The sequence below is a fragment of the Dehalobacter restrictus DSM 9455 genome, from assembly GCF_000512895.1.
Classification (GTDB): Bacteria; Bacillota; Desulfitobacteriia; order Desulfitobacteriales; family Syntrophobotulaceae; genus Dehalobacter; species Dehalobacter restrictus.
In genome coordinates, this window is the sequence record NZ_CP007033.1 from 2298620 (window position 1) to 2316100 (window position 17481).

Below are 17481 nucleotides of genomic sequence, written 5' to 3' on the forward strand. Positions count from 1 at the left end.
TAATAAAGTGGGATAATCCCAAGTTAGCGGCCCTATCGCCGCCGATTTCAGCTGCCTTTTCCGAGTAATTCTCGAAAAAAGGCGTACTTATCCCCGGATTACGCGCATTGGCTTCGCCAGCCGCCGCTTCGGGCGCACATCAGCAGGTTTGCGCTGGCGGCCAGCATATACAGTCTATTCAGATTCTTGGCAATTCCTCTATAACAAACCTTTTTGAAGCCAAATATGTTCTTAATGATATGAAAGGCGTGCTCCACTTTGGCTCGGACAGACGCTTCCCGAAACTCTATATGGCAATAAAAATCCCGTGCAGGGCCATTGTCCATGCTGCGTTTCTTTCCGGGACGCTCAGCGATACGGTAATCAATTTGTGATTTGTGAGGGTCCTCTGTGATTTCCGGTCGTTTATTTAGTCCCAAATATCCGGCGTCACCGTAGAAAACCTCGTCTTCCGGCCTCATTAGCTTTGACGCTTCGGCTATGTCATGCACATTTGCGCCTGTTGCCGCTATACCATGAATATAACCGGTCCCTGCGTCCACACCGATATGGCATTTCATGCCGAAATACCACTGATTACCCTTCTTTGTTTGGTGCATCTCCGGATCGCGGCTACCGCTTGCGTTCTTCGTTGAGGATGGCGCGCTGATCAGTGTGGCGTCAACAATGGTTCCACCTTTCATGATATGTCCGCACTGTTCCAAACAACGGTTGATCGCCTCAAGAATGCCTTCCCTAAGCCGCTTTCCTCAATCAAATGACGGAATTTGAGCAGGGTGGTCGCATCCGGCGCCTGCTCATGTATGAAGTCTATTCCCATAAATTTTCGCATGGCGTAACTGTCGTAAATGGCATCCTCTACACCTTCGTCAGAAAGGCTAAACCATATCTGCAGCAGATACATTCTCAGCATTTTTCCAATCCCGAGCGGTGGACGACCGCGCTTACCGTCAAAATAGTGCGGCTGTATAAGCGCCACCCATTCGTCCCAGGGGATGATCTCGTTCATTATTTCAAGAAATTCTTCTCGTTTCGTTTTCTTCCGTCGGTTTGAGTATTCTATATCCGAAAAGGTTTGTTGCCCCATTTTTACCACCTGTTACTGTTTTCTTTAATTTTACCATTTTTTGTCCGGGGGGCGATTTAATCAGTGTTTCCTTAGAAATACGATGGATGTTGCGGCTACCTGAGCATCATAGTTTCGTCCTTGGTATTCTTTAGCCAGAGCCAAATACGACTTGCATACTTTGAAGAAAACTTCTATGTCCCAGCGTTTGCCGTAAATACGGACAATTTCTTCTTCAGATAGCTCCAAGTCCGTACTCAGGAGGGCCAGCCAGTTTTTCGATCGCCTGTCCTGAACAAAAACAATTTTCACATCGGTTAAGTCTTGAATATTTTTGGTCTCACGTATTTGAACTGTTATTGAACCGATGATCCCTGTTTTAGCATCAGCAATATCACCTGCCAATTTACGAAGTTCCTGAAGGGGCTGCCATTTTCCGTTATAGTGGTAATGAATTTTCTCTGTAATCTTCAACATGCAAATAACATCGCGCTTTTCTTGTTTGACCCTTAAGATCGTCTTAGGATGGGCAAACCAGCTGTCAAAAAGAACGTACTTAGCTGGAATATGAGCAGCACAGTGGAGAAGATTAATCAAAGCATCGGTTGTACTCCCCATCGCCTCGGTTCTTCTTTTGTAAGCAATCGTTCGCTTATCCAAAGGCTTGGCCGGATTCAAGATCTTCTCCGGTTTCTGGGAACTTAAGAGTGAAAAACCAATAGGCAGAAATGTGTTTCCATCGGACCAGCCCAAAGTCAGCATTCGAAAGCCTTTCACAAATTTATGGGTTGTGTGGTCAAAGACCCGAGTCATCAGTTCAACTTTCTTACTTCGACTTCTGCTGTAAAGAGAATCATCAACAATGAGTACCGATTTCCGATCATCACTGGTCAAACCATTAACAAAATCAATGACCTTAGATGCTAGTAACAACAGGAGTTTTGACCAATTATAATGACCGGAGTTTAAGAAGCGATAGGCTGTATTTTTACGGAAAGATAATTCTTCGGGTTTCATTTCAAGTGTTCTAAAGAGATTCTTTCCGGTAAAAACAAGGGTGAAAAGTTCTTTTAAAATAGTCACACACGGAATTCCTGATTCTTTATAAAAATTGCAACGTTTAAGGAGCTTGGAAAATGAATTCTGGATAAAATATTGATCGATTCGTGAGGAAACAGCATTTTCGTTACTCGTCAAATCTGGTATAATACTGGTCATAGGAAACCTCCAAAGTACTGGTATTATTGGGTTTGTGGTTATTCTCATTATACCAGATTTGGTGGTTTCCTTGTTGTATTTAACCATACTTTCAAAGACTTTCAAGGTTTCAACCTACCCGACAGGGTGGGAAAGTTGAGTTAATGAAAAATAATTATAAGACTTATAATGTAGGTATTATTTATGTTATATTTTGTATAAATAAACAATTATTTAAAGAGGAGGAAATAAAAGTATGATATCAGAAAAAAGTAAAAATGTTATCAATTCTGTTAATGGCGATCATGTTGCTGGTTACAGTTGTCCCTGCTGTTTTGCCACAACTGAAGTAACACTTAATCCTTCAGATAAAGGTGGTGGGGTAGCTTTAAGTAACGGTAATCTAACTGTTTATGAAGGGGATACTAATTACAATCAAGGCGTCAGAGCTACAAAAAGTGTTACTAATGGAAAATGGTATTGGGAAGTTACATCAGTTTCAGGTCCAACGAATACAGGGATTGGAATAGCTAATAGTTCAGCAAGTGTTTCTAGTTGGTCTTGGCAAGAACAAAATAGCCGAGTTTATTATGGAGATGATTCGGGATATCCAAGCATTAAAACAGAAGATTTAGGAGGTGGATATTTAGCTGTCGGCAATACAATTGGATTAGCTTTGGATATGGACGAAGGAACTTTAGAAATATATAAAAATGGAAACTTGCTTGGTACATTGTGTAGTGATATATCTTCACTCGGGGCTGTTTATCCGTTTTTTGTTTCAGCAACAAATGCTACCTCTGTAACATTTAATTTTGGAGCAACTCCATTTACGTTTACTCCCCCTAGTGGCTATCTAGCGTATAACCTATCTGTTTTGCCTAATGCACCAAGTAATTTAACAGCTACTTCTGGTAATTCCCAAATCTCTTTAAGTTGGACCGCTGATTCTGGTGCTACTAGTTACAATGTTAAAAGGGCAACTGTAATCGGAGGTCCATATACAACAGTAGGAACTTCGACAACAAACTCGTATATTGACACGTCAGTAATAAACGGAACAACCTACTATTATGTCGTCACAGCTGTAAATAGTGCCGAGGAAAGTTCAAATTCGGATGAAGCATCAGCAACGCCGTTAGAAGTTGTTACTGGAAGAGCTTTACTCGTAGTTACCATGATAAACGGAACAGAAAAGGAATATGACTTAACCATGACCCAGGTAAATGATTTCATTAACTGGTATGATGGACGAACTGAAGGGACCGGAAGAAATTATTATATCATGAATAAAAACTTTAACCTTGGTCCCTTCCAAAGCCGGAAAGACTACCTAGTATTTGACAAGATCATGAATTTTGAGGTCATGGAATATCAGGAGCAAGAACAATAAAATCAGCAAAGCCCGGGGAGATTGATCCTCGGGCTTAGTTATTTATTCAAAACGGGGAATAATTAACTGCGAGCATTAAAAACACCCCGCTTTTCGTACCTCAACGACAAACGCGTAGTTACATTGCGTGAATGGGGTGTGTTCGTTGCTTAACCATAAACGGCGCATCACACCCGAGTTGAGCGGGTAAAAATATTCCTTAATGTAACTAAAAATAGTTGCATTTTTTGAGGATTGAATATAATATAAACAGGCGGTTCAAGAGTCGCTTTCTCCAACGGAGAAAATGATTACATCCGACTGCACAAGCCGCATCCGCGAAACATCCTCAAGCCGTATCAAGTAGAGGATATTATTACAGCCTTACAAGAAAGGGGATTGTTATGAGCAACTACATTCATTATCGAGACTACACCGGGAGCATTGAGTTTTCCGAGGAAGATGCAGTATTTCATGGAAAGGTCATTGGCATAAAAAACATGATTTCTTTTGAAGGTGACAGCGCAAAAGCCCTCACCGAAGATTTTCATAATGCGGTTGATGAGTATTTGGAATTATGCGAGAAAAGCGGCAAACAGCCCGAGAAGCCGTTCAAAGGTTCTTTCAATGTCCGCATTCAGCCCGAATTGCACCGCCAAGCCGCCCTTGCTGCGTCCGCTCGCGGTCTGTCCCTCAATGCCTTTGTGGAGTATGCCATAAGACACAATGTGAATCAACCTTAACAGCCGCACATCTGAAAAGTTCAACATCAAAAGAAGTTGCGACCGCTCCGGGAGGGTTGCGACTTCTTTCTTTTTCCTATGATTAAACTTTACGGTGCCTGACACCAACTTATTCTTAACTGGTATGATGGACGAGCTGAAGGAACCGGAAGTAATTATTATATTGTGAACAAAAACTATAACCTCGGCCCCTTCCAAAGTAGAAAAGACTACCTTGTATTTGACAAGATCATGAATTTTGAGGTTATGGAATATCAGGAGCAAGAACAATAAAAAATAATCAAAGCCCGGGGAGATTAATCCTCGGGCTTAGTTATTATTCAATCGATAAAATCCGATTTCTCAGAATAAAGGAAAGGTGATGGCGTAAGAAGCAAAGCTCCGGGTCATATTTGTGAAAACATGTTCTGCGTATAGTCCTTAATATTTACGGGGGTGAGCATGCGATATTTCTCCTTTACAGATGAGAAATACTCACCGATAGCCTGTTTCGTAATGATTCTGTTGGACGATACTATACCCCTAAGCGATACAGAAAGCGAAAAACGAGGTGCTTCATAATGAAGTGCCTCGTTTTTCGCTTCTCTTGGTCAGCTAAGCTATGCCGACTGGCTTTCATGCACTAACCCAATTCCCGAGCCCAAGGCCCTCAACTCGCTCAAATTCACGGACATTATTCGTGACGATAATAAGTCCTTTAGCCTTCGCATGTGCTGCACAATATATCCATAGCTCCAATCGGAGAAAATCAGGAATTAACTCTGAGCGGCTTCTTCGGGGGCGGCCACACTTTAATTGTCTCTGCCATATAATCAATCAGCTGGTTGGCCGCTTTTCTTTTTTCTTCTTTCAGCTCCGGATCGATATGAGCCAGATTGGTGAGCGCTGTCGTCAGATCGAAGAAGGTATCGGCGATCGTTTTGGAGCAAGCGTCGCATTTCTCTACATACTTGATGTAAGCGTCGGGGTTGCGTTCGGTTTTAAGGTTATGGGTAAAAGGGGCTGTCGTTGCAGAGGGGACATCACCGGCAGAGGAGGTATCGTTGGCAGATAAGGCTTCTGCATTGACATGTTCCGGATTCGTTGGCCTTGGCAAAGCCTTAGCGTGCTCCTTTTTTAATTCGGAGATTGTACTATCGATCGTCTCCAGCCCTTTTTTGAGTAGCTGATTCTCCTGAAGGGCCTGGCCCTTTTCCTGAAGCGCCTGCTCCTTCGCTTGATTGGCCTGATCTCTGTCCTTCAGAGCCTGCTGCAGCTCCTGTTTCGTCATACTGCCGACGTCATTGTGCGTGATGAATTCCTCCCGCTCCTCTGCCGGTAAACCCAGTAAGAGGAGAGCCTGGATGTAAGTCAGATGGGACACTGGTGTCCCATTTGAGCTGTCGGATCCTTCAGGGAAGCTAGGCCCATACTCTTCGTAGAGCTTTATCAGCCTGGAGGCAGTTCGGCGAGAATAGTTCACAGACTCTTCCAGCCACTTAATCCATTCCCCGTGTTTGAGCATGGCCTTGGCTTCCTGCAAATGACGGCCGATTTCAATGGCGCTGGTAAGCAATATTTTTTTAGTTTGGCAGGTTATCATCTTTATTTCAGCCGCTATGACAAGCGGCGTGCGTTCGGTGGCCGGATTATCCATACCGCCCATCCGTCCTTTCATTATGAGTCTAATTACAGCATATGTAGATAGGCTTCGGACGGTGAGGGCTTGGCTTTTTAAAAAACAGAACCCGGCCATTTTCGAACCGGGTTTCTGCTTGATTTTTTTAAGGTATTCATTTATCATTTCCTAATTTTTAATTATGGCAGCGATATAAGGAAGCTGAAAAAAATACCTCCCGTTTAAAAAGAGTATAGATATCGTTAATATAGGAAGGAGTATGTTCTACCGTTCTTGAGAAAGACTGAAACAGCTTAATAATTATTTCATCAGTAATACCTTTATGATAAGCGGCTATACCTACAAGCAATAATGAAACATAAGCATAGTGAAGGATCATCATGCAAAAGGACTCAAAAAAAGTAGAATCATTGCGCAGAGGGACTAACTCTTTAAACACATAGTTAACCAAATAATTCTCAAATATATATTCATTTTTCTCCAGCCAGGGCTTAACAATATCCTGCAACGTTTTATCGAAATCGCACAAAATATCATCCCAATTCCTCCCATCTGAGAAATTTAGGCCCATAAGAAACTCATTGTAGCATTCCAGATATCTGCTTCCGTAAATTTGACCTTTATGAAGATATCTCAGATCGATGATACTTTTAATGAGCTTTACTTGGATATGATTTGCAGCGGGGATACCTGACAAGATGTTTTTTACGGTATTACAATCCGAAAGCAGCCTGTCGTATTCATCAATAAAATTTTCAATTTCTTTATAATTATTCGAAACTTGATGCGTTCGATTATAGAATATACTTAAAAACATTAGTCTTTCCCATAATGTATACGATCTATCCTGTAAAACTTTGATGGTGAAGATTCTTAACGGCCAAAAATACTTTGTTACTGGAGAACTTTTAGTATCTATAGACGAAAGGATGAGGTAATGAATATGCGGCCATTCGTCTATGTGATCAAATTCAATCGTCTGAGGGTTCAGAAGTATTAATCTGGCCATTTCCGGGCAGCCCAGCGTTCCTGAACCTTCTAAGACTCCATCAATTAGATTAGCATGTCTGGGAAATACTGAACATATTTCTGACAGGTAATCCTCCCCCAGCTTGCATTGGATATTGCACAATTTATTTTCATTGAGAAAAGGGCACCTGCCTCCTTCCAACGTTTTCAATATTTTATAATGGCTATTTGTCTGGCATTGGTCATCTTTAACAATGTATTCTTCCAATAATGGTTTAAGTTCAGGATCCGTAACCTTTAAATATTTATCACTCGTTTTCTGGTCAATTGACACTATCCACCCGAAACAACAGCAGCAATCCTCGCATTGAGAACCTTGACAAGAAAAATCATGCAAATATTTTGGGATTAACACAGACTGATATTCTTTACCGCTCACATTTACCCCCCATATCAACGTATTGCAAGTATGTATTTGTTATTGACTCAACTTTCCCACCATTAAATAATGGTTAAAGCCATGATTTTTCTGACACATCAGGTTGCAAACAACAATCGTTCTTTGAAAGACCGTGGAATAGTGCTAAGAAAAGTATCCATAATCATATTGGCTAATTCCTGGCTTATGACAGGAAAATTGCTTAGAACACGCCTGAGAGTGTCGATTAACAATACTAATGCTTGAGAAAGTTTGAGATCTTCCATTTCATCACTGTAATAGTAAAATAGTTCTCCAATTGTCCTATCATCCTGAGTATTTCTGCTTTCAACTGCTAACATAATGTATCTTAGAAATACGATGGATGTTGCGGCTACCTGAGCATCATAGTTTCGTCCTTGGTATTCTTTAGCCAGAGCCAAATACGACTTGCATACTTTGAAGAAAACTTCTATGTCCCAGCGTTTGCCGTAAATACGGACAATTTCTTCTTCAGATAGCTCCAAGTCCGTACTCAGGAGGGCCAGCCAGTTTTTCGATCGTCTGTCCTGAACAAAAACAATTTTCACATCGGTTAAGTCTTGAATATTTTTGGTCTCACGTATTTGAACTGTTATTGAACCGATGATCCCTGTTTTTAGCATCAGCAATATCACCTGCCAATTTACGAAGTTCCTGAAGGGGCTGCCATTTTCCGTTATAGTGGTAATGAATTTTCTCTGTAATCTTCAACATGCAAATAACATCGCGCTTTTCTTGTTTGACCCTTAAGATCGTCTTAGGATGGGCAAACCAGCTGTCAAAAAGAACGTACTTAGCTGGAATATGAGCAGCACAGTGGAGAAGATTAATCAAAGCATCGGTTGTACTCCCCATCGCCTCGGTTCTTCTTTTGTAAGCAATCGTTCGCTTATCCAAAGGCTTGGCCGGATTCAAGATCTTCTCCGGTTTCTGGGAACTTAAGAGTGAAAAACCAATAGGCAGAAATGTGTTTCCATCGGACCAGCCCAAAGTCAGCATTCGAAAGCCTTTTCACAAATTTATGGGTTGTGTGGTCAAAGACCCGAGTCATCAGTTCAACTTTCTTACTTCGACTTCTGCTGTAAAGAGAATCATCAACAATGAGTACCGATTTCCGATCATCACTGGTCAAACCATTAACAAAATCAATGACCTTAGATGCTAGTAACAACAGGAGTTTTGACCAATTATAATGACCGGAGTTTAAGAAGCGATAGGCTGTATTTTTACGGAAAGATAATTCTTCGGGTTTCATTTCAAGTGTTCTAAAGAGATTCTTTCCGGTAAAAACAAGGGTGAAAAGTTCTTTTAAAATAGTCACACACGGAATTCCTGATTCTTTATAAAAATTGCAACGTTTAAGGAGCTTGGAAAATGAATTCTGGATAAAATATTGATCGATTCGTGAGGAAACAGCATTTTCGTTACTCGTCAAATCTGGTATAATACTGGTCATAGGAAACCTCCAAAGTACTGGATTATTGGGTTTGTGGTTATTCTCATTATACCAGATTTGGTGGTTTCCTTGTTGTATTTAACCATACTTTCAAAGACTTTCAAGGTTTCAACCTACCCGACAGGGTGGGAAAGTTGAGTTATTGAATTATTTCTTTTCTTTCCCTATTCTCCTAGTTTGAAGCATTTCTTCTAAGACCGCTTTTGTATTTTGTTCATCTCCGGCAGTGGCAAGAGAAGCTTCCTGATTCTGTTTCTCGATTTCTTCCAGCACTTCACTGCGCAGAATCTTGACATCCTTCGGTGCGTTGATACCAATGCGTACCTGATCACCGGAGACAGACACAATCGTGATTTCAATGTTATCGTTAATGATGATCTTTTCATCGATTTTCCTGGACAATACGAGCATTCAGCCAACAACCCCTTCCATGGTACCTTCATTACAATCAGTCTCGAGTTCAGAAAATAAAGGTTGTCTGGATAATAAGCTGTCCTTACTCAGGATAAACTGCGCGCCTTTACCGGTTCGGCGATTAATAACGATTGGCGCGCGCAGATTGATGGTTGTCTTTTGCATATCCTGTTGACACAGCGTCAGGATCGCCCAGACTTCGAGCTTGTCGTCCGGAGTAACTTCCAGAAGCTCTGCCTCTTCTTGCCCCAAATCAACGGTCGAAAGATAATCCGGAAAGAAAATTTGCGGTCTGACAATGATGAAACGGGCATGGACATCCTCGGCTGACAGCAATTGTGTTAGCAGGGAATTCTCTTCTTCCATCAGGTGGTATTGGAAATATCCTTCAAATCCCGGAATTCCTTTGGGAAAACGGATCAGCGTCCGGCTCATATCGTTCACTCCTTCATGATTTATCTGGCGTTCTTCATTACTTATTTTTTCACATCAAACATTTGACCAACGGCCTTAATCTTCAAGTAAGGCTCTTGTTCCCAATAGACTTTCATCAGCGGCAGGGAAAAATCCTCTATCCTGACGCCGCCCCAATCCTCGAGCTGTGTATCCGTTCCTCCGAGCTGCGCCCGAAGTTCTAAAGTCCCAGGCTGGCCGATCATTTGGATGGAGGGAAGCGGAACCACAGCGAGTTGTTTCTCCGGCGGTTCCATGGAGCGGATGACAATCTCGGGGATGGTCGCTTGATTGGAGGTATCGGCGAAAGCATAGCCTGTCTGAACCGTTCTCTCAAGATTCGCCAGATAGCTGCTTTCTGCTTCATCGGCAAACGCAAAGGCCCGGAATTCCGGACCGCCATAACCCAAAGACTGCCGTACGGCAGAAGTATCCACCTGCACATCCGGATAGGTGCGCTGCAGATCGATTTCCGCTTCTTTTTGCTGAACGGAGACTTCTGCTTTTCTGATATTCAAGTCGTAACTCGCTTTTTTCAGATCCAGCCCGAGCTGGGCAGGCTGCCGGTGAATCTGCAAATCAATCATTTCGGCACATCCTTACGTCACTTACCGCATGAAATCAACCAGGGAAGGCTGAATGATCTGAGCGCCGACCGACAAAGCCGCCTTGTAGGTATTATTAACCGAGTTGAATTCCATGATCGTTTCAGCCATATCGGCATCTTGAAGGTCGGAAAGGTTCTGCTTCAGGTTAATCGTATTATTGACAAGCTGATCGCTGATCGTGCTCATACGGTTGGTTCTGGCCCCTAATTCGGACCGCAGAGCCAGGAAGTTATCCAAATGGCCGTCGATCTCATCCAAAGCTTCATTGATCTGGGTCTCATTGCCGCTGCTAAGCGAGGTACTTAATTTGTTCAAGGTATTGAAAAAGGAAGAATTTTCTGTATTGTCGGCATTGTAGGTAATCCCAAAAAGTTTCGTTCCTTCAATAGCGACCCCAATATTTACATTGGGTCCAACCTCAAATTCAATCACTTTATCGTTTCCGTCCCATTGCGTCAAAGTAAAAGGTACGGTTGCACTGCCGGGAATCGGCGGCGTATCAATCTTGCTGCCGGAAAAAATATATTTCGAGTTCACCTGGCTGTTCGCCATGACCTGGAACTGCATATTAAGCTGATCGACTTCTTTGGCAATCTGGGAGCGGTCCGTATTGGAAAGGGAACCATTGGCACCCTGTACCGTCAGCTCCCTGATCCGCTGTAGCATGGCCGTCATACCGCTCAGTACACTTTCACTGGATTCCAGGTAGGAAGTCGCTTCACTGGCGTTATTCTTCCATTGTTCCATCGAGGATATCGTGCTGTTGATGCGAATGACAGTTTCTGTCCCTACAGGATCATCCGATGGTTTCGTAATTGTATTACCGCTAGAAAGCTGATTCTGCAGCAATACCATTTTCTTATTCGATTGCTCCAAATTTCTTAATAGATTATGCGATAGAATATTATTGCTCACCCGCATCTTTACTCACCTGCTCCTGAATTATTTGGTGGTTCCCATGGCAATAAGATTATCAAACATGCTGTCCAGCATGGTTACAAATCGGGCTGCTGAACTGTAAGTTTTTTGGTATTTGATGATGTTGGTCATTTCTTCATCAAGGGAAACGCCGGAAAGGATTTCTCTCTGGGTATACATCTGTTCCACAAGGACCGATTGTCCTTCCGTCATTCTTTCGGCCTGCTGCGCATTGACTCCCAGATCCGTGATCATCGCACCGTAGAAATCCCCGAAAGAAGTAGCGTCGACAGGATTTGCTCCATTTTGACCAAAGACATTCTGTCCGATAGCGGTCTTCAAACCCGTCCAGCTGTTGGCAAGCGAAGAAATCGCCAAGGCAACACTGCTGTCTCCGATTTCCAAAGGATTGGTTTTTATCCCGGTGGCAATTCGATTGTAATTAGCTTGCAGCACTGCATTAATTTCAATGTTGGCAGCCGTAATATCCGAGCCGTCGCTTGACGTAAAAAAGTCAATTCCCGTGGTCTCCAGCTCAAGCCCTTGGCCGGTGCGATGGAGAACATTAACGGCATTGGCGATGCCTTTCGCCAGGGTATCTAAGCGCGAGCGGACGCTTTCTATGTAATGATCGCGCATGTCCAGGTTGGCAGCAAGCTGCCCCATATTCGTACCGAGGTCTACCCAGTTGCTGGCGACGTTGGTCGAAAAGCCTAAGCTCGTCATGCTGTCATTTACCGTTAGGTCAAGGGTAAATGTGTCGCCATCGGCAGGTGCTCCGGCAACCGTTAAGGTGATTCCGGCCATAGAAAGGCCGGTAGTGGCGCCTGCAGGAATCCCATTATCCGATAATTCCCAGGTACTGGTCGTTCCATTATACGTAGCCGTCAGCGTATTCCCTTTACCTGTATACGTTCCCAAGGCCGTCATACTCGTTACAGATCCAGTATTGGCGGGATCAGCCGTCAGAGCGGCCGGATCATGAAATGAGCGGCCCAGGCTGCCGGTGACATTCTCCAACGCGATAAGCGAAGTGCCGCCGGACGTGCCCGAGGTAATGGTCAAATGCCCCCCGGTGTAGGCGATTGAGACATCGGGCTGTCCCGAAACATTGTTAATAGCGGTTTGCAAATTAGCGGCCAAATCTGTCAAGGTATAACCGGCTGTTCCGTCATAGGTTCCGCGTATACTTGACAGATCGACTGTATAGCTGGTTCCGTCAATATTGATTGCAATCTGGTCGCCATCGCTGATCGTTAGCGGCGTACCAATCGCTGAACCGGTATCAACCACTGCAGAAGCTGAATCAGCCCAGACGACCCTGCTGAATCCATCCACGGTCGGAGGCGGATTCTGAAGATAGCGTATCGCCTGAAAGTCAACCAAGACATTATTAGGATCGTTTTCATTGCCGATGATCACTTTATAATTATTGACCTGGCGGTCTGTAAAAGCAGGATCCCTCGATTCGATGACCCGTACCGGCACAATTTTTGATAGGTTATCGACAAGACTGTCCCGTTGATCTTTCAAATCATTGGGATTATCCCCTGCAACCTCGGAATTTTTAATCTGGATATTCAGCGATCGGATCTGCTCGGCAAGGGTATTAATTTGCGTTACTGCCGCTTTGACACTGCTGTCCAGATCATTCTGAGTTTCAGAAATCTGTATCTCCATATGGTGGAACGTATCCACCAGCGTCTTGGTCTGTTCAATTAAAGATGTGCGTACTCCGGCATTTTGCGGATTATTGGCCAATACGCTCCATGAATTCCAGAATTTGTTCATGTCGTTGCTAAGACTGTAGCTTGACGGCTCGTTCACCATACTTTCCACTAAGCTTAACGTGCTCTGCCTCCCCGACCAATATTCATATTTGGATGTTTCAGACCTGAACTGAAGATCCAAATATGAATCCCGGGCGCGGGTCACCGTATCCATGGCTGATCCCGTCCCCAATGTCAGAAATTTCCCTCCGGCCATAACGGTCAACGGGATTGCTGTCTTGAGATCCGCGATCTGACGGGAGTAACCGCTGGTACTCGCATTGGAAATATTATGTCCGGCAACGCCAAGGGCGGCCTGCTGGGAACTGAGTGTCCTGTTCGCTAATTCTAAGCCAAAAAAGGTTGAATACATAACGATTTCTCCTCTGCACTGTATTCAATCGCGTTTCATTTTACGGATATCTTACGGATAGCTAATTATCGTTAAGACCGTTAAACAACTTTAGCCGGCCAATCAGTTATTTTAAGTTAAATACTTTTATCGATGATTTTTACACCGGTTTGATGGCTCTTATTGGCTTTGTCACCGGGATTGCTGTAAGTCGCCTGTCGATCGTTCGTCAGCAGCCGGACCGTGAAATTAACAAGTTTGACAGCGTTCTCCAACAGTTGGGTATTCACTTCATGCAAACTCTTTAATTCACCGATAACGGACTCCAGTTCCAGTCTTACCGATTGTAAGGCCGGAAAACTGGAGGATAAATCCGCTAGGGTAATATCTTCAATGTTTTTGTTGGTTTCTCTGCCAAAAAAATCTGCCCAGTAAAGTCTTTCCTCTTCCAACTGTCCGACTTCGAGCAGAATTTTTTCTTCCTGAGCGGTGATGCTTTCTATTTTCTCAATCACATTGTCTACGAGCGCTTTCTGCTTTTCTTGTTCTAATTCGGTCAACTGGCGATAGAAAGCAATTTGCTGCCGTAGGTTATTTTCCAGACCTGCCACATATTCCGCCACTTATTTCCCCTCCATCCCGTTTGGAGAAAGAATTCCTTCGGCAATAGAAGCCGCATCAAGATTAAATTCACAATTTGCAATTTGTTCCGAAATTGCCGTGACCTTGTCTTCCCTGATGTCCGGCATATCTTTTATTTTTTGCAACAGCTTTTGAAAAACCTGCGCATTTTCGGATACGGCCAACTGATCCTGTTGCGAAACCGTATTGACCTTACTTATCTGAGATACCCGGGTAGCAGCCTGGACACTGCCAACGGGGGAAATCGAAGCACTATCTATTTTCATTACATTCACCAACCTGACTGTTTTATCTTTTTTTAATGATATACAGTTTTCTTATCGTCCAGCAGCTCAGCAATCTGAATACCTTTTAGGGTTGATTATGGTCAATTATCTCCGAGTAACTCTTAATATATCTAAATATCAAGCTATTATACCCAATAATAAAAATTGGTATAATCTTTCTCGTGTCATTATCCGGCAGAATGCTGTATAATATTGGTTGGCTTGATAAATGACGATCAAAAACCCTAATGTTTTCGGTTAAGAATTACGTTATTAATAGTATATAAACGTATATGAAGAATTATCTGCAAAGCAGTTATTAATGAAGATTGCACAGGAGGAACATCGGTCAATGGATATAACTACCATCTTGGGGCTTGTCCTGGGATTTTTCGGTATCTTATTCGGTTTTGTCTTAGAAGGCGGGCATCTTGGTTCTTTGTTTGCTGTATCTCCCATATTTATTGTTGTTTTCGGCACACTGGGCGCTACGGTAATCGGTATCCCTTTAGACGAGCTTAAGAAATTGCCCAAATGGTTAAAAATTGCTTTTATGAATCAATCCTTCGGTGTGGAGAAAGCCTATTTCACCCTAGTGCATTTTTCCGAGAAAGCCCGTCAGGAAGGACTTTTAAGCCTTGAGCAGGAATTGGAAACCGTCGATGACAAATTCACCAAACAGGGCATGCAGCTGGTTATTGACGGTACAGACCCGGAGATCACCAGAAGCATCCTGGAATCAAATATTGCTGTTTTGGAAAACAGACATAAGGTTGGGATCACCTTTTTCGAGTCTGCAGGCGGCTACAGCCCGACTTTGGGGATTATCGGAACAGTCATGGGGCTAGTTCACGTTCTTGGTAATCTGACGGACCCCGACAGTCTTTCCGGTTCGATTGCCGCAGCCTTTATTGCTACCCTCTACGGTGTTTGTCTGGCTAACCTGGTCTATCTGCCGATCGCAGCCAAGCTGAAAATAAAAAACCAAATGGAAGTGCAGACCATGGAAATGATTCTTGACGGGATTATTTCGATTCAATCCGGGGAGAACCCCGCGATCCTGAAAGAAAAACTCAAAACTCACCTCGGTTATATGCCCGAAAAAGAAACCAAATTTGAAGGTGCATTTGAAGCCAGTGAAGTGAATTATTAATAAAGTACTAAAAGCATTAGAACAGAAGCGGTGATAAAATGAGAAGGCATAAAACACAAGATGGCCACCCCCCTGGTCAGGAACGGTGGCTTGTCACCTACTCGGACCTCATTACGCTATTAATGATTTTTTTTATTGTGATGTATTCAATGAGTCAGGTTGACGCCAACAAATTCAGGGCAATGGCCCAATCCCTGAGCATAACGCTTGGCGGTGCGGCACCTTCTGCGGTTAACCTGTCGGAAACACAGGCCGGGGATTCTTTCATTGAAAGCGGGAGTACTGAAAGTTCAACTTCGACAGGCCAGGACGACCAGCAAGGAGTAGAGCAGGAGACCACCCCTTCAGAAGGAACTGGTCAAGGAGATACGGATTATCAGGAAAGCCTTACAATAGAGGGGATCAAAGCCAAATTGGACCAGTTTGCGAAAGAAAATGGAATTGAAAATAAACTCGTATCATCCATTGAGGAACGAGGCCTGGTCATCAGTATTCAGGACACCTTGCTGTTTAACAGCGGCTCGGCAGAAATATCAACGAATTCGCGGGCCATCCTGAAAAAAATCAGCACGGTCCTGTCCGCCTCACCGAATTATATAAAAGTGGAAGGACACACCTGCAACCTGCCAATCCATACCGCAGAATTTCGAAGCAATTGGGAACTGTCCGTACTCAGGGCGACCAATGTCGTCCATATTCTTGTCGATGACGGTGAGATCGATCCCCTTCGGCTGTCAGCAGCAGGGTACGGTGAATACCGCCCGATTGCCGATAACAGCACAGAACAGGGAAGAATCACCAACCGCAGAGTCGACCTGATTATCCTGCGTTCCAAGTATGATCTGCTCGAACCGGGCAGCAGCAGTAGCAATACGACCACAGGTGCCGACAGCAACGGAAACAGCAGCAACTAGCTGTTACAGGACTCCGAATCGTTCTACTAGCACACTTACCGCTTTAGTAAGCCAGGCTTTTGATGGCTCTATAGATAATATTGCACGTCATTTCCAGTTTCTCTTCGTTGACTGCGGATATTTTGTCTTCCGTCGTATGATTGTTCACCAGCCACTCCTTGCCCAGAATGGTTACCGCAGGAATGCCGGTGCCTGTAAAGGATATTTCATCGCTGTGATGGCTACCGCCAGAAACGTGCTCAAGGACCGCCCCATTTACTCTACCGGCTTCTTTCATGGTCTCAATCAAAGTCTGAGAGCTTTCACTGGCTGACCAGAGAATATACTCGCCCACGGCCCCATTGGCAACTGTATCAGCGTTAATCACAGCTATGATTTCGGAGAGCGGGATCAAAGGGTTCTGTACAAAATATTTGGAGCCCAGAAAGCCCATTTCCTCAGCACTCCAAAAAGCCACTGCAATATTGATTTTAGGCGCAAAACCGTCCTGTGCTTCCTTCACCAGTTGACGCATGACTTGAAGAATGCAGCCTACACCAGAAGCATTGTCATTCGCACCCGGATAGACTTCCCCGTTATAAATACCGAGATGGTCAAAATGGGCAGAGAGGATAAGTGTCTGTTCCGGGTTATTCCCGGTAATACCAGCTAAGATATTAGCCGCTGGGACCCGAAGTGTGTCCGTTTCATCCGGTCGAAAGAGCGCTCTGCCGTCAATCATCTTTTCTTTCATCGAAGGAATTGAAAAGAGCTGCCAGTAGTTGTCCGCGCTAAAAGACTCCAGCAGCAAGGCCTTGAATTGTTCTTCCAGGTAAACAAGCGCTTTGGTCTCTCCCGCAGTTCCCGCCCGGCGGCCTTCGAGATTGGCATGAGACAAGTACTGGACATCTTCGATGGCTTTTCTGGAAATCGCTTTGGTTGAAGGCACCCAAACAGTACCTTCGCCTGAAGCAAATTCAATACTGGAAGACGGAATTCCCAGAAGGCTTCCGAGTTTCTGCCCCCAGGCCCCAGGCAGGACCGTCCAGGGGATAACAAATGCCGCCATTCCGGCTGCAATTTTTAGAAAAGTCCGGCGTGATTTCATATTTTATAATCCTTTCACGGAGGG

The 17481-nt window shown here is 43.9% G+C and carries 19 protein-coding genes; 4 read left to right on the forward strand and 15 right to left on the reverse strand.

Going from position 1 to position 17481, the window contains the following annotated elements; translation table 11 throughout:
- Nucleotides 1-98: 98 nt before the first annotated feature.
- Nucleotides 99-1087 (reverse strand): IS5 family transposase gene (locus tag DEHRE_RS11035; RefSeq protein ID WP_427846243.1). Its coding sequence is split into 2 segments (ribosomal slippage): nucleotides 99-748 and nucleotides 748-1087, totalling 990 coding nucleotides; the frame shifts between segments, so codons are not numbered across the junction.
- Nucleotides 1088-1147: 60 nt separating this feature from the next.
- Nucleotides 1148-2284: an IS4 family transposase gene (locus DEHRE_RS11040; RefSeq protein WP_025205356.1), complete on the reverse strand. Its 1137-nt coding sequence runs from the start codon at nucleotides 2282-2284 to the stop codon at nucleotides 1148-1150.
- 235 nt (nucleotides 2285-2519) lie between these two features.
- Here DEHRE_RS11040 and DEHRE_RS14160 point away from each other — a divergent pair, with 235 nt between their 5' ends.
- Together DEHRE_RS14160 and DEHRE_RS11050 are read left to right on the forward strand one after the other, a co-directional pair.
- Nucleotides 2520-3656 carry an SPRY domain-containing protein gene (locus DEHRE_RS14160; protein ID WP_019226907.1) on the forward strand — a complete coding sequence of 379 codons (1137 nt, stop codon included), beginning with the start codon at nucleotides 2520-2522 and terminating at the stop codon, nucleotides 3654-3656.
- A gap of 383 nt (nucleotides 3657-4039) precedes the next feature.
- Complete coding sequence (locus tag DEHRE_RS11050) at nucleotides 4040-4378, forward strand: type II toxin-antitoxin system HicB family antitoxin (protein WP_019226908.1); 339 nt, start codon at nucleotides 4040-4042, stop codon at nucleotides 4376-4378.
- Nucleotides 4379-5126: 748 nt separating this feature from the next.
- Here the strand turns inward: DEHRE_RS11050 and DEHRE_RS11055 are convergent.
- The 12 genes from DEHRE_RS11055 to flgM all read right to left on the reverse strand — a co-directional run bounded on the left by DEHRE_RS11055 (nucleotide 5127) and on the right by flgM (nucleotide 14303).
- Nucleotides 5127-6014 carry a DUF3102 domain-containing protein gene (locus DEHRE_RS11055; protein ID WP_025206034.1) on the reverse strand — a complete coding sequence of 296 codons (888 nt, stop codon included), beginning with the start codon at nucleotides 6012-6014 and terminating at the stop codon, nucleotides 5127-5129.
- Nucleotides 6015-6171: 157 nt separating this feature from the next.
- Nucleotides 6172-7404 (reverse strand): flagellin lysine-N-methylase, encoded by a 1233-nt coding sequence (gene fliB / locus DEHRE_RS11060; protein WP_144284054.1) that lies wholly within the window; start codon nucleotides 7402-7404, stop codon nucleotides 6172-6174.
- Between the two features lie 98 nt (nucleotides 7405-7502).
- Nucleotides 7503-8048, reverse strand: coding sequence for a transposase (locus tag DEHRE_RS11065; protein ID WP_051408115.1), 546 nt, complete (start codon nucleotides 8046-8048; stop codon nucleotides 7503-7505).
- Complete coding sequence (locus DEHRE_RS14705) at nucleotides 8002-8322, reverse strand: hypothetical protein (protein ID WP_158407252.1); 321 nt, start codon at nucleotides 8320-8322, stop codon at nucleotides 8002-8004. Before DEHRE_RS14705 ends, DEHRE_RS11065 begins: the two co-directional genes overlap by 47 nt.
- Nucleotides 8315-8881, reverse strand: a complete 567-nt coding sequence (locus DEHRE_RS11070) for a transposase (RefSeq protein ID WP_144284055.1) — start codon at nucleotides 8879-8881, stop codon at nucleotides 8315-8317. The genes DEHRE_RS14705 and DEHRE_RS11070 overlap by 8 nt, the downstream gene beginning before the upstream one ends.
- A gap of 147 nt (nucleotides 8882-9028) precedes the next feature.
- Nucleotides 9029-9292 carry a carbon storage regulator CsrA gene (gene csrA / locus DEHRE_RS11075; protein WP_019225332.1) on the reverse strand — a complete coding sequence of 88 codons (264 nt, stop codon included), beginning with the start codon at nucleotides 9290-9292 and terminating at the stop codon, nucleotides 9029-9031.
- Entirely contained in the window at nucleotides 9293-9730 is a 438-nt protein-coding gene (locus DEHRE_RS11080; protein WP_019225331.1) for a flagellar assembly protein FliW, read from the reverse strand.
- 41 nt (nucleotides 9731-9771) lie between these two features.
- On the reverse strand, nucleotides 9772-10335 hold the full coding sequence (locus tag DEHRE_RS11085) for a DUF6470 family protein (protein WP_019225330.1): 564 nt from the start codon (nucleotides 10333-10335) through the stop codon (nucleotides 9772-9774).
- 21 nt (nucleotides 10336-10356) lie between these two features.
- Complete coding sequence (flgL, locus tag DEHRE_RS11090; RefSeq protein WP_019225329.1) at nucleotides 10357-11277, reverse strand: flagellar hook-associated protein FlgL; 921 nt, start codon at nucleotides 11275-11277, stop codon at nucleotides 10357-10359.
- 21 nt (nucleotides 11278-11298) lie between these two features.
- Nucleotides 11299-13416 (reverse strand): flagellar hook-associated protein FlgK, encoded by a 2118-nt coding sequence (gene flgK, locus DEHRE_RS14170; protein ID WP_019225328.1) that lies wholly within the window; start codon nucleotides 13414-13416, stop codon nucleotides 11299-11301.
- A 116-nt stretch (nucleotides 13417-13532) separates the two neighbouring features.
- Nucleotides 13533-14018 (reverse strand): flagellar protein FlgN, encoded by a 486-nt coding sequence (locus tag DEHRE_RS11105; RefSeq protein ID WP_019225327.1) that lies wholly within the window; start codon nucleotides 14016-14018, stop codon nucleotides 13533-13535.
- Nucleotides 14019-14303: a flagellar biosynthesis anti-sigma factor FlgM gene (flgM, locus tag DEHRE_RS11110; protein ID WP_019225326.1), complete on the reverse strand. Its 285-nt coding sequence runs from the start codon at nucleotides 14301-14303 to the stop codon at nucleotides 14019-14021.
- A gap of 352 nt (nucleotides 14304-14655) precedes the next feature.
- Between flgM and DEHRE_RS11115 the strand changes: the two genes are divergently transcribed.
- Entirely contained in the window at nucleotides 14656-15456 is an 801-nt protein-coding gene (locus DEHRE_RS11115) for a flagellar motor protein (RefSeq protein ID WP_015045321.1), read from the forward strand.
- Between the two features lie 38 nt (nucleotides 15457-15494).
- Entirely contained in the window at nucleotides 15495-16370 is an 876-nt protein-coding gene (locus tag DEHRE_RS11120) for a flagellar motor protein MotB (RefSeq protein WP_019225325.1), read from the forward strand.
- Between the two features lie 43 nt (nucleotides 16371-16413).
- Here DEHRE_RS11120 and DEHRE_RS11125 read toward each other — a convergent pair whose 3' ends face one another.
- Nucleotides 16414-17457 (reverse strand): M28 family metallopeptidase, encoded by a 1044-nt coding sequence (locus DEHRE_RS11125; RefSeq protein ID WP_019225324.1) that lies wholly within the window; start codon nucleotides 17455-17457, stop codon nucleotides 16414-16416.
- Between the last annotated feature and the right edge of the window lie 24 nt (nucleotides 17458-17481).

Excerpts from the sequence above, each read along its gene's own strand:
- flgM (WP_019225326.1), bottom strand. The coding sequence starts at position 14,303 with ATGAAAATAGATAGTGCTTCGATTTCCCCCGTTGGCAGTGTCCAGGCT.
- csrA (WP_019225332.1), bottom strand. The coding sequence starts at position 9,292 with ATGCTCGTATTGTCCAGGAAAATCGATGAAAAGATCATCATTAACGAT.
- flgL (WP_019225329.1), bottom strand. The coding sequence starts at position 11,277 with ATGCGGGTGAGCAATAATATTCTATCGCATAATCTATTAAGAAATTTG.
- DEHRE_RS11070 (WP_144284055.1), bottom strand. The coding sequence starts at position 8,881 with ATGACCAGTATTATACCAGATTTGACGAGTAACGAAAATGCTGTTTCC.
- DEHRE_RS11125 (WP_019225324.1), bottom strand. The coding sequence starts at position 17,457 with ATGAAATCACGCCGGACTTTTCTAAAAATTGCAGCCGGAATGGCGGCA.
- flgK (WP_019225328.1), bottom strand. The coding sequence starts at position 13,416 with ATGTATTCAACCTTTTTTGGCTTAGAATTAGCGAACAGGACACTCAGT.
- DEHRE_RS11055 (WP_025206034.1), bottom strand. The coding sequence starts at position 6,014 with ATGGATAATCCGGCCACCGAACGCACGCCGCTTGTCATAGCGGCTGAA.
- DEHRE_RS11120 (WP_019225325.1), top strand. The coding sequence starts at position 15,495 with ATGAGAAGGCATAAAACACAAGATGGCCACCCCCCTGGTCAGGAACGG.
- DEHRE_RS11115 (WP_015045321.1), top strand. The coding sequence starts at position 14,656 with ATGGATATAACTACCATCTTGGGGCTTGTCCTGGGATTTTTCGGTATC.
- DEHRE_RS11050 (WP_019226908.1), top strand. The coding sequence starts at position 4,040 with ATGAGCAACTACATTCATTATCGAGACTACACCGGGAGCATTGAGTTT.
- DEHRE_RS11065 (WP_051408115.1), bottom strand. The coding sequence starts at position 8,048 with ATGCTAAAAACAGGGATCATCGGTTCAATAACAGTTCAAATACGTGAG.
- DEHRE_RS11080 (WP_019225331.1), bottom strand. The coding sequence starts at position 9,730 with ATGAGCCGGACGCTGATCCGTTTTCCCAAAGGAATTCCGGGATTTGAA.
- DEHRE_RS14160 (WP_019226907.1), top strand. The coding sequence starts at position 2,520 with ATGATATCAGAAAAAAGTAAAAATGTTATCAATTCTGTTAATGGCGAT.
- DEHRE_RS11085 (WP_019225330.1), bottom strand. The coding sequence starts at position 10,335 with ATGATTGATTTGCAGATTCACCGGCAGCCTGCCCAGCTCGGGCTGGAT.
- DEHRE_RS11040 (WP_025205356.1), bottom strand. The coding sequence starts at position 2,284 with ATGACCAGTATTATACCAGATTTGACGAGTAACGAAAATGCTGTTTCC.